The sequence below is a fragment of the Caballeronia sp. ATUFL_F2_KS9A genome, from assembly GCF_023630765.1.
GTDB lineage: Bacteria > Pseudomonadota > Gammaproteobacteria > Burkholderiales > Burkholderiaceae > Caballeronia > Caballeronia zhejiangensis.
The window spans coordinates 25,047-42,827 of the sequence record NZ_JALQEK010000048.1 but is presented as its reverse complement, the minus strand read 5'-3'; the positions used below and the strand labels follow the sequence as shown (position 1 = coordinate 42,827).

Below are 17,781 nucleotides of genomic sequence, written 5' to 3'. Positions count from 1 at the left end.
CGCAGCGGCGTGAGGCAGGACTTAGACGTAGTCCTTGTACTTGTCCAGCATGCGTACCGGCTTCGAGAGCGCATCGCGGCGGAACGGATCGCCGAGCTCACGCGTGCACATGATTTCGATGATGGTCGTCTTGCCATGATTCATCTGCAGATCGATGGCCTTCTTCAGCGCCGGGCCCACATCCTCCAGCTTGTCGACGACGATGCCTTCCGCGCCCATCGCCTTCGCGATCTCGGCGAAGCTTTGATTGTCGAGCTCGCCCGCGACGAAGCGGCGGTTATAGAAGTCCACCTGATTCTTTTTCTCCGCGCCCCATTGACGGTTATGGAAGACGACGGCCGTCACCGGAATGTTGTGGCGCACGCATGTCATGGTCTCCATCAGGCTCATGCCCCAGGCGCCATCGCCCGCATACGACACGGCCGGACGATGCGGCGCCGCGACCTTCGCGCCGATGATCGTCGGGAACGCATAGCCGCAATTACCCCAGCTCATCGCCGCGAAGAAGCTGCGCGGTTTGTTGAAGCGCAGATAGCTGTTTGCAACCGAGTTGATGTTGCCGATGTCCGTCGAGACCATCACGTCTTCCGGCATCGCCTTTTCGAGTTCGCGCAACACCTGACGCGGATGCAGATATTGGCCGCCGCTGAAGGGCTTCTCGCCCTTCTGCTCTTCGATCATGTCGAGGCTGTACGGATCGCGCTCGTGCGTCCACTCGTCGAGCTCCTTCTCCCACGCGGCTTTTTCAGAAGCGATGGTTTTCGCGCGGGCATCCTTCGTCGCATCGCAATCGAGCTTGCGGTCCGCGAGACGTTGCGTGAGCGCGATGGCAGTCGCCTTCGCATCGCCGCAAATGCCGACGGAAATCTTCTTCACGAGGCCGAGCATCTTGTGATCCGCATCGATCTGGATGACCTTCGCTTCCTTCGGCCAGTAGTCGAGACCGTGCTGCGGCAGCGTGCCGAACGGTCCGAGGCGCGAACCGAGCGCGATGACGACATCGGCCTGACTGAGCAGCTTCATCGCCGCCTTCGAGCCTTGATAACCGAGCGGGCCGCACCACAACGGATGATTCGCCGGGAACGAGTCGTTATGCAGATAGCTGTTGACGACCGGCGCGCCCAGACGTTCGGCGAGCGCCTTGCACTCTTCGATGGCATCGGACATCACCACGCCGCCGCCCGAGATGATGACGGGAAATTTCGCTTGCGCGAGCAGATCGGCCGCTTCGTTCAGGCTCTGGTCGCCACCGGGGCCGCGATCGAGACGCTGCGGCTTCGGAATCTCGACCTTCACCTGGCCGTAAAAATAGTCGCGCGGAATATTGAGCTGCGTCGGTCCCATTTCGGACATCGCGCGATCGAAGCAGCGCGCGGTGAATTCGGCCATCCGCGCCGGATGCGTGACGTGGCCCTGATACTTCGTGAATTCCTGGAACATCGGCAGTTGCTTCGCTTCCTGGAAACCGCCGAGGCCGATGCCCATCGTGCCGGCTTCCGGCGTGACGATCACGACCGGGCTGTGCGCCCAGTACGCCGCAGCGATGGCCGTCACCGCATTGCTGATGCCCGGACCATTCTGACCAATGACGACGCCGTGACGACCGGACACGCGCGAATAGCCGTCGGCCATATGACCCGCGCCCTGCTCGTGCACGACCGGAATGAGACGGATGCCGGCGGGCGCGAAGATGTCCATCGCGTCCATGAATGCCGAACCCATGATGCCGAACATCTCGGTCACGCCATTGGCGGCGAGCGTTTCGACGAATGCTTCGGACGGGGTCATCGCCTGCGGACCGCTGGGCGCCGCGCCGGTGGCGGCGAGGGTGGTCTTGGACGGACGTGCTTGGTCGTGCTCGCTCATGAATGTCTCCGGGTGAAATAAAACGGAACGTTCGGTTCCGGAATTCGTATCGTGAAGACATCGTAGGACAGGCCGATTCCGTGGTCAACCTGTTTTTCGAATAAATGGAATGATTCGTCTCTAAAAAAATCGGAATGTAGTCGTTCAAAAGAAGGGCGAATCGCCGCCGATGCCCGTGCGGCGGGCTTCGGCGGGAAGTTCGGCGGGAAGTTCGGCGAAAAGCGGAGTCAGCGTGCGGCGGGGCGTTGACGCGTCATGAGCGTCAGTCCGTCGGACGTATCGATGAGCGTTGCGAGCTTCACGGCGGTTTCGCGCAACTGCGGAACCGCCTGCAGCAGATCGTTCAGATTCGCGCGCGCGGTCGGCGCATGCGCGGCGAGGCACGCGAGCGCGCGCCCGGTGGAGGGGTCGGTGATGGGCACCGCGACCGCGACCATGCCGAGCACGAACTCCTCGTTATCGATGCCGATCCCGCGCGCCGCGAGCCGGTCGAGCTCGGCTTCGAGCAGCGACCGGTCAGTCAGCGTGCGATGCGTCTTCTTGGTGAGCGTGAGGCGTCCGAGAATCTGGCGGCGCTCGGCCAGCGGCATCTGCGAAAGAAACAGCTTGCCGCTCGCCGTGCAATGCAGCGGCACGCGCATGCCGGCCTGCATGTGCAAGCGCAGCGGCTCGGCCGTTTCGACGCGCTCGATGTAAAGGACGGTATCGCCGTCGAGCGCGGTGAGATTGCAGCTTTCGCCGATCACGTCGACGAGCGAGCGCAGGATCGACCGGCATGCGCGCGTGAACGAATTGTTGGCGAGCGTGGCGAGTGCAAGCTGGGCGGCGCGCGGCCCGAGCGCGATGCCGCGATCGGTGCCGCGCGAGTCGGGCATGTGCGTGACATAGCCCTGCGCTTCGAGCGAATCGATCAGCCGGAGCAATGTCGCCTTGGGAATGCGTACGCGCGCCGCCAGTTGCGACAGCGTGTAGGCGTGGCCGGCGGCCGCCAGTTGTTCGAGCACGGCAAGCGGGCGAAGCGTCCGTGCTTCATCGCCGGCGTGTTCGGAAGGATCGAGATGTGTGACGTCGCGCATGAATCGGAAACGGAACGGTTGGTTTCGGATTACGACTACTTTACGCCGGGAAGCGGCGGCGACGCCACGATTTTCAGAACGCTCGGTTGCGTTTTTTTATACGGCTGATCCGGAACGGGCCTTCAGAATGTCTTGCCCAACTCCACCGCGGCTTCCTTCAGACGCGGCACCATTTCCAGCGCGCGCGAGAGCGGCGTGCGCGACACAGGCGCGTGAACGGCGATCGCCGCGATACATGTGCCGTGCGCGTCGGCGATGGGCGCGGCCGCGCACACGATGCCCTGCACGAACTCCTCGTTGTCGATCGCCACGCCCTTCTTCGCGATGCGGTCCAATTCCGCTTCCAGCATTTCCGTGTCGGTGATCGTGTTTGCGGTGTAGCGCTCGAGTTTCATCGCGCGCACGAGCGCATTGCGTTCCTCGCGCGGTTGCAGCGCGAGTAGCAGCTTGCCGCTCGCGCTGCACCAGACGGGTACATGCGAGCCGGGCTTGAGGTCGAGCCTGAGCGGCCACGGCGCTTCCACGCGATCCAGATACAGCACTTCGTTTTCATGCAGCATCGTCAGATTGCAGGTCTCGCCGAGATCGGAGACGAGCCGGGTGAGGATCGCATGACGCAAACGCCGTGCGCCCGCGTGCGTCATCACGTTGAGACCGAGTTGCGCGAGACGCGGGCCGACGACATACGCGTTTCGGTCGCCGGGCTCGCGAATCACGAGTCCGCCCGCTTCGAGCGACGCGAGCATGCGATGCAGCGAAGGCTTCGGCATACCCATGTCGTCGGCCATGTCCGTCAGCGACACGGGGTTGCCCGCCTGGACCAGATATTCCAGCAGCGCGAAGGCGCGCAGCGTGGGCGTGTCGGGCTTGTCCATCGGCATGATTTCCATATCAATTTGTCGACATTATTTTAAATGAGGTGCCGATCGCCGCCTCATACGCCGTTCGGATAAAAATAAACGAAATGAATTGTTCCGAAAAAGAATAGTTGCTATGCTGGAGTCTCTGCTACGGGAGACGAAGCCTCATGATGCGCGACACATGGATGGACGAGCCGGATCGGAAGGTGTCCGTGCGCTCGCTTTTCGGAATCGACACCGATCTGGACGTTCCTGCGTTCAGCACGCGCGATCCGCACGTTCCGGAAATCGACGAGGCGTACCGCTTCAATCCCGAGGTCACGCTGGCGATTCTCGCCGGCTTCGCATTCAACCGGCGCGTGATGGTGCAGGGGCTGCACGGCACCGGCAAGTCGACTCACATCGAACAGGTGGCGGCACGGCTCAACTGGCCTTGCATGCGCGTCAATCTCGATGGCCACGTGAGCCGACTCGATCTCGTCGGCAAGGACGCGATCGTCGTGCGCGACGACGTGCAGATCACCGAGTTTCAGGAAGGCATCGTACCTTGGGCGCTGCAACGGCCGGTTGCGCTCGTGTTCGACGAATACGACGCCGGCCGTCCCGACGTGATGTTCGTGATTCAACGAATTCTGGAACGCGACGGCAGTTTTACGCTGCTCGACCAGAACCGCGTGATCCAGCCGCATCGTTTTTTTCGGCTGTTCGCGACGACCAACACGATCGGCCTCGGAAACCTGAACGGCATGTATCACGGCACGCAGATGTTGAATCACGCGCAGATCGATCGCTGGAACGTCGTCGCGACGCTCAACTATCTGTCGCGCGAGGAAGAGGCCCGCATCGTGCTCGCGCGCGTGCCGCAGCTCGATGACGACGCGGGCCGCGCGCTCGTCGATTCGATGGTGAGCATGGCGGGCCTCACGCGGCGCGGCTTCGCGGCGGGTGATCTTTCGACGCTGATGTCGCCGCGCACCGTCATTAGCTGGGCGGAAAACCGCGAAGTTTTCCGCGATACGAAGCTCGCGCTGCGTCTCACTTTCCTGAACAAATGCGATGAAGCGGAACGGCCGATCGTCGCGGAATATTTTCAGCGCGCGTTCGGCGAGGAGCTCGATACGCCATCGCAGTGGCACGACGAGTCGGCGCGATGAACGACTCGCGCGAACGCGCGCGACGCGATGCGCTGTGCGCGGCCACCGTGCGAGCCCTGACCGGCGACGACGCATTGCATTACCGCGGTGGCAAGTTGTATCGGCATCTGCGGCCGGTGCCGTTGCATGCGCCACATTTGCGCGGCGAGCACAGAGAGGAAGATGACGCCGATTCGACGCGCGGCGCGGCCGATGCGTCCGCGTTGCGCATCGCGCATTCGGATGCCGCGCTGCATCGCGAACTCGCTCCCGGTGAACCCGTCGCGCGCATGGTCTTCGACATGCTCGAACAGTTGCGCTGCGAAACGCGCGTGCCTTCCGGCATGGAAGGCGTGAAGCGCAATGTGCGGCATCGCTTCGATGCGTGGTCGCTCGCGTGCTACGAATCGGGCTTGCTCGACAGCGAAATCGGCTTGTTGATTTACACGGCCGCGCAAATGGCGCAGTCGCGTCTTTCGGGCCGCGCGGTGCTCGAAGAAACCGAAGGGCTCATCGAAGCGACCCGTGCGGCGCTCGCGCCATCGCTCGGCAATGCGCTTGCGGGCATGCGCCGCCATCGTCACGACCAGCGCGCGTATGCGGTCCATGCGCTGGAAATCGCGCGAACGATAGGCGAAATGGTGCAGGAAGTGCGGCACACGTTCGTCGAGAGCGATTCATCCGACGACGAAGAAGAAGATGCCGCGCGCACCATGCTCGGCACCTGGTTCGATACCGACGACGAACATGGCGAACTCGAACGGCTGGCGCTCGCTGCGAGTGGCGACAGCAGCGCGCGCGAGGCGACGGGCGAGGCGTATCGCATCTTCACCACGCGTTACGACAAGACCGTTCGCCCATCGATGCTGATCCGGGCCGCGTTGTTGCGCGAATATCGCGAGCGGCTGGACGCTCTGATTGCCGCGCGGCATATCAACGTGCCGCGTCTCGCGCGCATGCTGCAGGCATCGATCACCGTGCCGCGTCGCGATGGCTGGTCGTTCGGCGAGGAAGACGGGCGCATCGACGGCCGGCGGCTCGCGCAAGTGGTGGCATCGCCGGATGAGCGGCGTGTCTTCAGACGCGAGCGCGAACGTCCGCACGCGGACTGTGCGGTGGGCTTTCTCATCGACTGCTCGGGCTCGATGAAGGCGAGCATCGAGCCGGTCACGGTGATGATCGACGTGCTCGTGCGAGCGCTTGGCATGGCGGGCGTCACGACGGAAGTGCTCGGCTTCACGACCGGCGCATGGAATGGCGGGGGCGCGAAGCTCGACTGGCTCGCGAAGGGCCGGCCGAAGTATCCGGGCCGGCTCAACGAAGCCTGCAACATGATTTTCAAGGAAGGGGATGCAGGCTGGCGTGCCGGGCGACGCGATATCGCGGCGCTATTCAAGGCCGATCTGTTCCGCGAAGGTATCGACGGCGAAGCGGTGGATTGGGCATGCTCGCGGCTCATCGCGCGTGACGAAGCGCGCCGCATCCTCGTTGTCATCTCCGATGGAAGCCCGATGGACAGCGCGACCGCGCAAGCCAACGATCCGAACTATCTCGATCAGCACTTGAGAGAGGTCGTCGAGAAGCACGAAGCATCGCGCGCTGTGGAAGTGCTCGGCCTTGGCGTCGGCCTCGATTTGAGCACGTACTATCGGCATCACTTCGCAGTGGATCTGAGCGTTGCGCCGGACATGACGCTATTCGCGAAGCTCGCCGCATGGCTCGGTGCGCGGCGCAGAGGCACGACTTAACGCGCGATGTATGTCGTCGGTTTCGAACAGGCCGATGAAGACGATGGCGGTTTCGTCGACATCGCGGCATGGCATGACTTGCCAGCGCTTGCCGACGACGTGAATCTCGGCACACGTTCCATCACGAGCCGCGCGATGCTCTTCGCGCGCAAGAGGCGATCGCCGATCGACGCGCACGTGGCCTTGGGCAAGCGGCGATCGAAACGCTCATCGGAGCGAAAGGCAAGGCTGCGCAGATCGGCGGGAAGATGACTCGAAGGCATGAATGCTTGCCCTTCGATGCCTGAGAGCGCTTCGGCATGGGTCACTCCGCATGATCATTGGCCTCCCGAGACATTCGGTGCGAGAGAGAAGGGATTCGGCCCAGTATGAGCAGACAAAAAGCGCGCGTCGTAGTGCCAGACGCGACCAATCGCAGGGGCCAGCGGCGGCGGCATCCTGGCACTAACGATGGTTTCGGCGTGGCTCTAAGCGGTACGTCGAGTTCGGTGCAGTATGAGGGTACTTTCCAAGGAGTCATCGGTGGCTACTCTCGACTACGTTGCGCCGGCCTTTCGTGGCGCGTGCGCCCCATACGATCCGCTCTACGACCCGCTCGTTTCGCCCATCGGCCGTCAGCCGATGGATTACGCGCCCACCTACTGGGTCGCGACCGCAGGCGAGCCGCCCGAAGACGACGGCCCCTTGCCCGGCGATGCCGACGTCGACGTGTTGATCGTCGGCGCGGGATTCACCGGCCTTTCGACGGCGCTCTTTCTGGCGCGCGAACATGGCATCCGCGCGACCATCGTCGATGCGAATCGCACGGCATGGGGCTGCACGAGCCGCAACGGCGGGCAAGGGCAGAACGCGAGCGGACGCCTCTATCGCTCGCAATGGATCGAACGCTGGGGCAAGCAGACGGCGCTCAGGCTCGATGCCGAGATCCGCGAAGGTTTCGACACCTTCAAGCAATTGATCGGCGAGTTCACATGCGATCCGCAGCCGGGCGGGCATCTGTACATCGCGCATCGCGCGCGCAAGATGGACTTTCTCGCGAACGAATGCAAAGTGATGCGCGACGTATTCGGCTACGACGCGCGCATGCTGAGCGCGAAGGAAGTCGCCCAATCGTATGTCGACGATCGCGAGAATTGCGGCGCGCTGCTGGAGCCCGATGGCATCGGCGTGCATCCGTTGAAGCTCGCGTTCGGCTATATGCGTATGGCGCGCTCGCTCGGCGTGAAGGTGCATCCGGGCACGCCGGTCCTCAACGTCGAGACGATTCGCGGCGTGCATCATGTCCGCACGCCGCGCGGCGTGATTCGCGCGAAGGCGATCGCGTTCGCGACCGGCGGCTATACGCGCAACGACATGCATCGCGCGCTATCCGCGAAGATCATGCCGATACTCTCGAACTCGCTCGTTACGCGGCCGCTTACGCAGGAAGAACTCGCATCGACCAATTTCCTCTCGCGCCAGGTCATTACCGATACGCGCACGCTGCGCTTCTACTATCGGCTGTTGCCGGATAACCGCGTGCAGATCGGCAGCCGCAGCGCGATCACCGGCGCCGATGCGGCAAACCCTCGCCATATGGACGTGCTCATCGAGGGCTTGCATCGCAAGTTTCCATCGCTCAAAGGCATTCGCATCGATTACTCCTGGTGGGGCTGGGTCGATGTGAGTCACGACATGATGCCGCGCGTCGCACAACCCGATCCGCAACAGAGCATTTTTTATGCAGTCGGTTATGGCGGAAACGGCGTGTCGTTCTCCGCGCATGCGGGGCGGCGCATGGCCGAGCGCGTCGCGGGAAAGTGGCAGCACAGCCGCGACGATCTGCCGATCTACGACTCCGCGCTCGAATATCCGAACGTGATGGGCATGGTGAAGTGGAAAGGCTTCGCGCCGTTCCGCCGCGTCGGCCAACGGTTTCTGTATCACAAGTATCTGACGCAGGACGAGAAGCGCTGAACGCATTTTGGTCTCTTTCGCAACGCACTGAAAACATCGACACATGAGCACACAAACGAATCAGGATTACATTCGCCTCTTGCAGACGTTCAACGATGCATGGAACCGCCACGACATCGACGCGCTGATGAACTGCATGACGGACGAATGCGTTTTTCACGGCGTGGCCGGACCCGATGCGCTGGGCCGCACGTTCAAGGGCCGGGACGAAGTGCGCAAGGGCTTCACGCTTGCGTGGGAAACCTTTCCCGATGCATCGTGGAATGACGGCGAGCACTTCGTGAGCGGCAATCGCGGCGTATCGGAATCGACCTTTCGCGGCACGAAGGCGGACGGCTCGCGCATCGAGGCGCGCATGGTGGACGTCTTCACGTTCAGCGATGGCAGGATCGCGGTGAAGAACGCGTATCGAAAGGATCGTCCGGCGCTTTGAAGCGTCATTGAACGAACGTCTCGACCCGCCGGCAACGAACCCGCGGGCGAGCGCCGAATCGGTACAAGCAAATCAGGAGACGACATGCAATCGAGTACGGAGCAGAGCGATCTCAAGTGTGGCCTCAAGCAGCGCCACATGACGATGATCGCATTGGGCGGCGTCATAGGCGCCGGACTATTCGTCGGGAGCGGCGTGGTGATCCAGCAGGCCGGACCCGCGGCGATTCTCTCGTTTCTCATCACGGGCGGCCTCGTGGTTCTCGTCATGCGTATGCTCGGCGAGATGGCCTGCGCGATGCCCGCCGTCGGCTCGTTCTACGAATATGCGCGGCTCGCGTTCAAGACGCAGCGCGGGCCGGGCCGTCTCGCCGGGTTCCTGACGGGCTGGATGTACTGGTACTTCTGGGTCATCGTGATCGCGCTCGAAGCAGTCGCGGGCGCGAAGCTCGTGCAGTTCTGGATACCGGATGTGCCTGCATGGATGATCAGCCTCGTGTTGCTCGTCGTGCTCACGCTGACCAATCTCATTTCGGTCGGCAGTTATGGCGAATTCGAGTTCTGGTTTTCGTCGATCAAGGTCGGCGCGATCATCGTGTTCCTGTTTCTCGGCGGCCTGTACGTCTGCGGCTTCTGGCCCGCATCGATGCACACGACCGATGTCGCCGCGACGTTCCTCGGCCATGGCGGCTTCATGCCGAAGGGCATCGGGCCCGTGATGACAGGCGCGGTCGCGGCGACCGGCTTCTACTTCGGAGCGGAAATCGTCACGATCGCGGCGGCCGAAGCGAAGGAGCCTGCGAAGGCAGTTGCGAAGGCAACTAATTCCGTCATCACGCGAGTGCTCGTGTTCTATGTCGGATCGGTGGCGCTCGTCGTCGCGCTGGTGCCGTGGAATTCGCATCAGATGGCGACGCCTTATGTCAGCGCGCTCGAAGTAATGGGCATGCCCGCCGCAGCCAACGTGATGAACGCGATCGTCCTCACCGCCGTGCTGTCCGCGCTGAACTCGGGCCTCTATGCGGCATCGCGCATGCTGTTCGCGTTGACGCGTCACGGCGATGCGCCGCTCGGACTCGCGAAGGTCAACAAGCGCGGCGTGCCGACGCGCGCCATTCTGCTCGGCACGGTGTTCGGGTATGTGTCGGTGGTGATGTCGTATGTATCGCCGGATACGGTGTTCGCGTTCCTCGTGAATTCGTATGGCACGGTGGCGATCTTCGTGTATCTGCTGATCGCGTTTTCGCAACTGCGCTTGCGCGGCCGTATGACGAGCTTCGAAGTAAGCGACCTGCGCGTACGCATGTGGGGATTTCCCTATCTCACGTGGCTCGCGATCTTCGGGATGATGGCGATTCTCGTCGCGATGGCCTTCATTCCCGATCAACGCAAGCCGCTGTGGCTGGGCGTCGCGAGTCTCGGCATTCTGATCGTCGCGTATGTCGTGTTCAAGCGCGGCCGCAAGGAAGTCGAGGTCGAAGACGAACATCATTCGACGCGGCATCTCCAGACCAGCGAACGATAAGCAGTGAAGCAAAGGCCGGTTTGCCGAATCGAAAACCGGCCTTCAATCCTTGAACGTCTTCGCGGTTTCTTCCGCAGCACGGCGCAGATCGGGTTCGAACGCAAGCAACTGATCGAGCGCCACGCGCCCCACCGGCGCCTGAATCGCAATCGCCGCACACGCGCGATTGCGATCGAGCATCACCGGCACCGCGATCGCAACGAGTCCCTGCAAATGCTCCTGATTGTTGATGGCGAGCATGCGGCGGCGTGTCAATGCGAGCTCCTTGCGCAGTGCGTCGCGATCGGTGATCGTGCGCTCCGAATACGAACGCAACGGCAAGCGTTCGATCATGCGTTCGCGCCGATCCTTCGGCAAAAAGCTCAGCAGCAGCTTGCCGCTTGCGGAGCAATGCAACGGCACATGCGAACCTGGCTGCAGATGCATGCGCAGCGGCCATCCCGTTTCGACGCGATCCACATAGACGACGTCGTTGCCCGCGAGCATCGTCAGATTGCATGTTTCGCCGACGCGCATGACGAGCTGTTCCAATAGCGCATGACGCGCCGCAGCGGGACCCGCGTGCATCAGCACGTTGATGGCGAGCGTACGCACGCGCGCCGAGCATTCATAAAGCTTGTCGCTTGCGCCGCGCGTGACGAGCCATGCGTCCATCAACTGCACCAGGATGCGATGCACGGTCTGTTTGGGCAGACCCAATGCATCGACGAGCTCGGTCATGGAAAGCGGGCGATTCGCCTCGGCGAGCGTTTCGAGCACGCGAAACGCGCGCACGGCGGCGGCATTCGATTGATTCGAAGTCACGCTTGTCTCCGTTCGCATACTTTTCGGTTTTATTTCATTGTGCGTCGAAAACACCGGTTTTCGGGACTCTAAAAAGTCCCGAAAAGCTGAATTTCCGATGCTCGCGCTATCGCTGCACGCGTTAGTCCAGAAAACGGGACCGCGCGACGGACGCGGCTGACTAGATTGGAAAGCACCTTCAATCTTCCAACAGCCGAGGTTTATCGCATGAATCACATGGCAAGCGGCGCGACGCTCGCACGTCCTCACGACGATGCGCCGAATCAACCAGAACCCGATGTGGAGCGCATCGTTGCCGCGCTCGTGACGCGAGCGCGCGCCGCGCAACGACGCTTCGAACAAGCGGGCCAGGAGACGCTCGACTTAGCTGCATCGGCCGCTGCGTGGGCCATCATGGAGCCGCAGCGCAACCGGCAACTCGCGGACCTGGCCGTGCGCGATACGGGCCTCGGCAACGCCGACGACAAATTCCGCAAGAACCATCGCAAGACGCTCGGCCTGCTGCGCGATCTTCACGGCGTCGCGACGACGGGCGTGATCGCGCGCGACGAGGAACACGGCATCGTCGAAATTGCGCGCGCGGTCGGCGTCGTGGCGGCGATCACGCCATCGACGAATCCGGCCGCGACGCCCGCCAACAAGATCATCAACGCGCTCAAGTGCGGCAACGCGGTCATCGTCGCGCCCTCACCGAAGGGCTATTCGTCGTGCGCGTTGCTCATCGAGTTCATTCATGCGGAGTTCGCGAAGGCCGGTCTCGATCGCGATCTCGTGCAGATGTTGCCGCATCCGATCGGCAAGGCCGCGACCGCGGCGTTGATGAAGCTCGCGGATCTCGTCGTCGCGACGGGCTCGCAGGCGAACGTCCGCATGGCCTATACGAGCGGCACGCCCGCGTTCGGCGTGGGCGCGGGCAACGTCGCATCGATCGTCACGGCGAGCGCGATTCCCGATGATGCAGCGCGCAAGATCGCGGTGTCCAAGACGTTCGACAACGCGACGAGTTGTTCATCGGAGAACAGCGTCGTGATCGAAGACGCGATCCATGCACGCATGCTCGATGCGTTGACGAAGCAGGGCGGCGTGCTGCTCGACGCTGCGCAGAAGGCGCGGTTGCAGGCGACGATGTGGCACGACGGCAAGCTCTCGGCGCGCTGCACCGCGCGCTCGGCGACGGCCATTGCGCGCGAAGCGGGCCTCGACGATATCGCGGCGCGCGAGCCGAAGTTCTTGATGGTCGAGGAGAGCGGCTACGGTGCCGAGTATCCGTTCTCCGGCGAAAAGCTCTCGCCCGTGCTGACGGTCTATCGCGCGCGCGACATCGACGCCGCAATCGGCATCGTGCGCGGCATCTACGAATACATGGGCGCGGGACATTCGGTCGGCGTGCACGGCGCGAACGATGCCCTCGCCGTCCGGCTCGGCACTGAATTGCCGGTGGCGCGCGTGATCGTCGATCAGGCGCACTGCCTCGCGACCGGCGGCAACTTCGACAACGGCCTGCCGTTCTCGCTGTCGATGGGATGCGGCACCTGGGGCGGCAACAACTTCTCGGCGAATCTCGGCTATCGGCAATACCTGAACGTGACGCGCATCGCGTATCGGATTGCGGAGCGCGTGCCGGAAGTCGACGCGTTGCTCGGCGTTTACTTCAGGAGGATCGGGCGATGAGCGCGCTAGCGGATCGAATCGTTCCTTCCGATCGTGCGCCGGTCGTTGCATTCACGTTGCGCGCATTGATCGACGCTCGCGCCGGACGCGCGCCGGACAAACCCTTCCTGCTCTCCGCGGTCGGGGACGACATGCTGACCTTCGGCGCGTTGCGCGAAGCATGTCTCGCGCTGGAAGAGCGTTTTCATGCTGCGGGCCTGCGTGCGGGCGATGTCGTGTCCGTCTTCATGGGCAACGGCATTCAGACCGCGCGGCTGCTGCTGGCGGCGATGTATAGCGGCCTGGTGGCGAATCCGCTGAATCTGTTGTGTCAGCCTTCGCAGGTGCGCTATATCGTCGAGCATTCGGAGACGCGCGCGATCTTCGTCGCCGATGACACGCACGAAACCATCGTCGAAGCGATCGACGTGTTGCGTCGCGAAGGCATGGACCGTGACGTCGCTGTGGTGCGTACGTCGCCCGATGCGAAGGCTTTACCCGATATCCCGACGCTTCCGTCACGCACGATCGGACTCGTGCGCGACGAAACGCCCGGCGCGCATATCGTCGCGAGCGATGCGGGCGCGATGAATCCCGGCGATACGGCGCTGCTCATGTACACGTCGGGCACGACGGGCGCGCCCAAAGGCGTGCTGCTGAGTCATCGCAGCCTGCTTGCCAACATGCGCAACATCAGCGAGGAACATCGGCTATCCGATGATGATCGCGTGCTCGTATCGTTGCCGCTCTATCACATCAACGGTCTCGTCGTCGCGCTGCTGTCGCCACTGTGGCACGGCGGATCGGCGGTGATGACGCCGCGTTTCTCGGCGCGCACGTTCTGGAACGAGGCATCGCAGTTCGGATGCACATGGATCAACGTGGTGCCGACCATCGTCGCTTATCTGCTGAACGGCGAGGGCGCTGAGGGCTGCGATCTGTCGGCGCTGAAATTTTGCCGCAGCGCGTCGGCAGCGTTACCGGCCGATCATCATCGGGCGTTCGAGAAGCGCTTTCGCATCGGCGTCATCGAAACGATGGGCATGACGGAGACCGCCGCGCCGATATTCAGTAATCCGTATGACGAAACGTTAAGGCGAATCGGCAGCATCGGCTTGCCTTCCGGCGGCGAAGCGAAGATCGTCGACATCGATGGACGTGAGTGCGCGCCCAACGAAACCGGCGAGCTCGTGCTGCGCGGCGAGCAATTGATGAGCGGCTACTACAAGCGTCCGGAAGAAACGCGCAACGCGTTCACGGAAGACGGATGGCTGCGCAGCGGCGATCTCGGTTATCGCGACGAGGCGGGCTTCTTCTACATCAATGGACGCGCGAAGGAACTGATCATCAAGGGCGGCGAGAACATCGCGCCGCGCGAGATCGACGAAGCGCTGCTGCGTCATCCCGGCGTGCTCGAAGCAGCGGCCGTCGGCGTGCCCGATGCGGCGTATGGCCAGGACATCGTCGCGTACATCGTGCCGAACGGCGGCGCGGCATCGCTCGATGTGGCCGACTTGCGCGCGCACTGTCTGCGCGAACTCGGCCGTTACAAGACGCCGCGTGAATTCCGCTTCACCGATGCATTGCCGCGCGGACCTTCGGGCAAGGTGCAGCGCCTGAAGCTCGTATAGCTGACACGGCTCGATATTCCACATCAGATGGACCAAAGGAAGGAGACACTGTGAACAAGCAACGTCAGCGCGTGAAGACGCGCCATATCATTCTCGGCGTGATGTGTCTGATGTACTTCATCTCGTACATCGATCGGGTGAACATCGCCGTGGCAGGACCGTTGATCCGGCAGGAGATGGGCCTCACGTCCGTGCAGCTCGGGCTCGTGTTCTCCGCGTTCGCGTATCCGTATGCGGTGATGCAGATCGTCGGCGGATGGCTTGCCGATCGATTCGGCCCGAAGCTCGTATTGACCGTGCTCTCGTTGATATGGGGCGCGGCGACGCTCGCGACGGGCTTCGCGGGCAGCATCGGCATGCTCGTGCTGTTGCGCCTTGCGTTGGGCATCGGCGAGGGCGGCGCGTTTCCGACCGCCACGCGCGCCTTCACATTCTGGATGCCGGTGCGCGAACGCGGCTTTGCACAAGGCATCACGCATAGTTTCGCGCGGCTCGGCGGCGCGGTGACGCCGCCGCTCGTGCTTGCCGTGGTCGCAGCGAGCGGCTGGCGCGAGGCATTCATTCTGCTGGGCATCGCGAGCCTTGCGTGGACGGTGCTGTATCTCTTCGTCTTCACCAATTCACCCGATGAAAACCGCCGCGTGACGCCCGAGGAAACCGCTGAGATCGGCTATCGCGCGGGAGAATGCGCGCGCGCGAGAAAGCAGCCGACGCCGTGGCGCATGCTGATTCATCGCATGTGGCTCGTGACCTTCGTCGACTTTTGCTATGGCTGGCTGCTGTGGGTGTATCTGACGTGGCTGCCTTCGTATCTGAAGGAATCGCGCGGCTTCGATCTGAAGCATCTCGCGCTGTTCACCGCTTTGCCGCTGCTTGCCGGTGTGATCGGCGATACGCTCGGCGGCGTGCTGTCGGACCGCATCTACCGGATCACGGGAAAACTGCGGCTCGCGCGCTGCAGCATTCTCGTCGTGGGCATGGGCGGGTCGCTCGCCTTCCTTCTGCCGATGGTCAATGCGCCGAGCCCGATCATGGCGGTGTGGTTCCTGACGGCATCGTTCTTCTTCCTCGAGATCACGAATCCGGTGCTGTGGACGTTGCCGCTCGATATCGCGGGCAAGTATGCGGGCACGGCGGGCGGCATGATGAACACGGGCTTCGGCATCGCGGGAATGGTGTCGCCGGTCGCGTTCGGTTATCTGATCCAGCAGACAGGAAGCTATAACGTGCCGTTCACGATTTCAGCGGGATTGCTCGCGGTCGGTGCGGTCGCGGCGCTTTTCATCGATACGAGCAAGACCGTCGAAGCCGATGAAGCGCGTGCGGCGCGCAGTCGCGAGGAAATGGGCGTGCCGGCGTTCGCGGGAGGGGCGGGGCAGTGGCATGAGTAGCGGCGTTCGCGCGTCGCATTGTTACGGTTGAGACGCTCGGCTCTGTTACGCTCCGGCATCCTTATTGAACGACGGAAGAGCGATGGTGGAGCATGACATCAGGGAGCGAGCGACGGCGCTCGCCAGCGCTGCTCAGGCTGCAATCGAGCGTGGCAAACGCGACCAGGCAATCGCCTTGTGGCACGGGACGTTCGATATCGAACCTCACGAGGCTCATTACGCGATCGAGGCCACCAATGGCCTCATCCGATTAGGTGAGCCGCTTCTCGCGCTGGAAATGTGTACGCGATGGATCGCGCGGAACCCCGACAACGCGATCGTCCGCGTACAGCGCGGCATCATCTATCTGAACGAATGCGGGGATCGGGAAAGCGCGATCGAGTGCTTTGTCGAGGCGCTCGAATTCGATCCCGACAACTGCGACGCACATTCCGCCCTCGCGCAGATTTACCTGTTCGCTGGTCGACCGGAACTGATGCGGTTCCATGCGAAGCAGGCGCTTATCCGGGCCGACGACAAGAGCGCGCTGCATCTTCGCGGACGATTCCTCTCCGATTATGCCGGGGTCATCGAACGTGCGGGCGCGCTGCTCGCGCAGACTCCCGACGACGTCGACATCTGGCTGATGTTGGGGAAAGCGCTGTACATGCAGAGCCGTTATCTCGAAGCGCTGGATGCATTTAGCCGAGCCGAAGAGATTGCACCGCACCGAGTGGATGCCTTCGGTCCGCTTGGGGACGTGCTCATTCTGCTCGGACGCGAGCGCGAGGGATGGCGCAAGCTCGAAGGGGTGTCGAGCGATGAGTATGTTCTTGCGCTTGATCCGGATATTGCCCCGTATCTGTCAAAATGGTGGCGGGGTCAATCGCTGCAAGGCAAGCGTATCTTGGTCGCCTACCATGCGGGCGTCGGCGACAATCTGATGCTCGCGCGTTACGCGAGCCGGCTGACAGCGGCGGGCGCGTCGGTTCACTTCGTTTGCCGGCCGGAACTGCACCGGCTGTTTCGCGATCTCGACGGCGCGCAAAGCGTTGCATCTGGCTGGCGGCCGGACGAACTGGCGAATTACGATTACTGGGTCTTCGACTACTTGCTGCCCGCATACGTGCACGAGACAGCAGCGGCCATCTCCGACAGTCGACGCGGATACATCGAGGCGCCAGCTGATGCCCGCGCTCGCTGGGACAGCTTCATGCAGCCGTATGCGGGCAAGCTGAAGGTGGGACTGTGCTGGTATAGCGGGCCGCACAACTTCAGCGGCATCGACCGCTTCGTGCCTGCGCGCGCATTGAAGCCGCTGTCGGAGATCGAGGGTATCGAATGGTTCGTGCTGCAGAAGAACCAGGCGAACGCCAGTTTGACGAGGCAGTCGGGCATTCGCGCGCACGACGTGTCGTCTCAGTGGACGGACTTTGCAGATACCGCCGGCTTCATCGATCATCTCGATCTCGTGATATCGGTGGACTCTTCGCCGTTGCATCTCGCTGGCGCGCTCGGCAAGCCGACATGGGGAATCTTGCCGTCCGCGCCGGAGTGGCGCTGGGGACTGCAGGGCGAGCGAACCGAATGGTATCCCGCCGTGCGTCTGTATCGACAGAAGAAGCTGCATGACTGGGAGCCGGTCATCGGCCGGATCGCGCACGATCTTCGCGAGTTGGTCGGCGAGCGGGGGGCTTCGGTGTAGCGCGCGAATCAGCCCGCGCGCAAGC

13 protein-coding genes are annotated in these 17,781 nt (G+C 62.8%); 9 read left to right on the top strand and 4 right to left on the bottom strand.

Annotated elements, in window-relative coordinates; translation table 11 throughout:
* Window positions 1-21: 21 nt before the first annotated feature.
* The 3 genes from xsc to NCS67_RS27880 form a co-directional block, all read right to left on the bottom strand.
* Entirely contained in the window at window positions 22-1,788 is a 1,767-nt protein-coding gene (xsc, locus tag NCS67_RS27890; protein WP_051078970.1) for a sulfoacetaldehyde acetyltransferase, read from the bottom strand.
* Window positions 1,789-2,093: 305 nt separating this feature from the next.
* Window positions 2,094-2,942 carry an IclR family transcriptional regulator gene (locus tag NCS67_RS27885; protein ID WP_250437506.1) on the bottom strand — a complete coding sequence of 283 codons (849 nt, stop codon included), beginning with the start codon at window positions 2,940-2,942 and terminating at the stop codon, window positions 2,094-2,096.
* A 122-nt stretch (window positions 2,943-3,064) separates the two neighbouring features.
* A complete protein-coding gene (locus NCS67_RS27880; RefSeq protein WP_008346053.1) occupies window positions 3,065-3,817 on the bottom strand; it encodes an IclR family transcriptional regulator in 753 nt (250 codons plus the stop codon).
* Between the two features lie 152 nt (window positions 3,818-3,969).
* Between NCS67_RS27880 and NCS67_RS27875 the strand changes: the two genes are divergently transcribed.
* From NCS67_RS27875 to NCS67_RS27855, 5 genes are all read left to right on the top strand, one after another.
* Window positions 3,970-4,956: an AAA family ATPase gene (locus NCS67_RS27875; protein WP_008346051.1), complete on the top strand. Its 987-nt coding sequence runs from the start codon at window positions 3,970-3,972 to the stop codon at window positions 4,954-4,956.
* Window positions 4,953-6,683 carry a cobaltochelatase CobT-related protein gene (locus NCS67_RS27870; RefSeq protein WP_250437505.1) on the top strand — a complete coding sequence of 577 codons (1,731 nt, stop codon included), beginning with the start codon at window positions 4,953-4,955 and terminating at the stop codon, window positions 6,681-6,683. The genes NCS67_RS27875 and NCS67_RS27870 overlap by 4 nt, the downstream gene beginning before the upstream one ends.
* 522 nt (window positions 6,684-7,205) lie before the next feature.
* Entirely contained in the window at window positions 7,206-8,639 is a 1,434-nt protein-coding gene (locus NCS67_RS27865) for an NAD(P)/FAD-dependent oxidoreductase (protein ID WP_008346045.1), read from the top strand.
* A gap of 43 nt (window positions 8,640-8,682) precedes the next feature.
* Window positions 8,683-9,072: a nuclear transport factor 2 family protein gene (locus NCS67_RS27860; protein WP_250437504.1), complete on the top strand. Its 390-nt coding sequence runs from the start codon at window positions 8,683-8,685 to the stop codon at window positions 9,070-9,072.
* Between the two features lie 84 nt (window positions 9,073-9,156).
* A complete protein-coding gene (locus NCS67_RS27855; RefSeq protein ID WP_008346042.1) occupies window positions 9,157-10,596 on the top strand; it encodes an amino acid permease in 1,440 nt (479 codons plus the stop codon).
* Window positions 10,597-10,638: 42 nt separating this feature from the next.
* Here the strand turns inward: NCS67_RS27855 and NCS67_RS27850 are convergent, their stop codons facing one another.
* Complete coding sequence (locus NCS67_RS27850; RefSeq protein ID WP_175980328.1) at window positions 10,639-11,418, bottom strand: IclR family transcriptional regulator; 780 nt, start codon at window positions 11,416-11,418, stop codon at window positions 10,639-10,641.
* 189 nt (window positions 11,419-11,607) lie between these two features.
* Between NCS67_RS27850 and sauS the strand changes: the two genes are divergently transcribed.
* The 4 genes from sauS (at window position 11,608) to NCS67_RS27830 (ending at window position 17,756) form a co-directional block, all read left to right on the top strand.
* Window positions 11,608-13,071 (top strand): acylating sulfoacetaldehyde dehydrogenase, encoded by a 1,464-nt coding sequence (gene sauS / locus NCS67_RS27845; RefSeq protein ID WP_250437502.1) that lies wholly within the window; start codon window positions 11,608-11,610, stop codon window positions 13,069-13,071.
* A complete protein-coding gene (locus NCS67_RS27840; protein ID WP_250437501.1) occupies window positions 13,068-14,681 on the top strand; it encodes an AMP-binding protein in 1,614 nt (537 codons plus the stop codon). The genes sauS and NCS67_RS27840 overlap by 4 nt, the downstream gene beginning before the upstream one ends.
* A gap of 50 nt (window positions 14,682-14,731) precedes the next feature.
* On the top strand, window positions 14,732-16,072 hold the full coding sequence (locus NCS67_RS27835) for an MFS transporter (protein ID WP_008346035.1): 1,341 nt from the start codon (window positions 14,732-14,734) through the stop codon (window positions 16,070-16,072).
* 82 nt (window positions 16,073-16,154) lie between these two features.
* Window positions 16,155-17,756: a tetratricopeptide repeat protein gene (locus tag NCS67_RS27830; protein WP_250437500.1), complete on the top strand. Its 1,602-nt coding sequence runs from the start codon at window positions 16,155-16,157 to the stop codon at window positions 17,754-17,756.
* Window positions 17,757-17,781: the final 25 nt, after the last annotated feature.

Bases quoted from the DNA above. Each gene is read 5' to 3' on its own strand.
- xsc (WP_051078970.1), bottom strand. From the start codon at position 1,788: ATGACCCCGTCCGAAGCATTCGTCGAAACGCTCGCCGCCAATGGCGTG.
- NCS67_RS27885 (WP_250437506.1), bottom strand. From the start codon at position 2,942: ATGCGCGACGTCACACATCTCGATCCTTCCGAACACGCCGGCGATGAA.
- NCS67_RS27880 (WP_008346053.1), bottom strand. From the start codon at position 3,817: ATGGACAAGCCCGACACGCCCACGCTGCGCGCCTTCGCGCTGCTGGAA.
- NCS67_RS27875 (WP_008346051.1), top strand. From the start codon at position 3,970: ATGATGCGCGACACATGGATGGACGAGCCGGATCGGAAGGTGTCCGTG.
- NCS67_RS27870 (WP_250437505.1), top strand. From the start codon at position 4,953: ATGAACGACTCGCGCGAACGCGCGCGACGCGATGCGCTGTGCGCGGCC.
- NCS67_RS27860 (WP_250437504.1), top strand. From the start codon at position 8,683: ATGAGCACACAAACGAATCAGGATTACATTCGCCTCTTGCAGACGTTC.
- NCS67_RS27855 (WP_008346042.1), top strand. From the start codon at position 9,157: ATGCAATCGAGTACGGAGCAGAGCGATCTCAAGTGTGGCCTCAAGCAG.
- NCS67_RS27850 (WP_175980328.1), bottom strand. From the start codon at position 11,418: ATGCGAACGGAGACAAGCGTGACTTCGAATCAATCGAATGCCGCCGCC.
- sauS (WP_250437502.1), top strand. From the start codon at position 11,608: ATGAATCACATGGCAAGCGGCGCGACGCTCGCACGTCCTCACGACGAT.
- NCS67_RS27840 (WP_250437501.1), top strand. From the start codon at position 13,068: ATGAGCGCGCTAGCGGATCGAATCGTTCCTTCCGATCGTGCGCCGGTC.
- NCS67_RS27830 (WP_250437500.1), top strand. From the start codon at position 16,155: ATGGTGGAGCATGACATCAGGGAGCGAGCGACGGCGCTCGCCAGCGCT.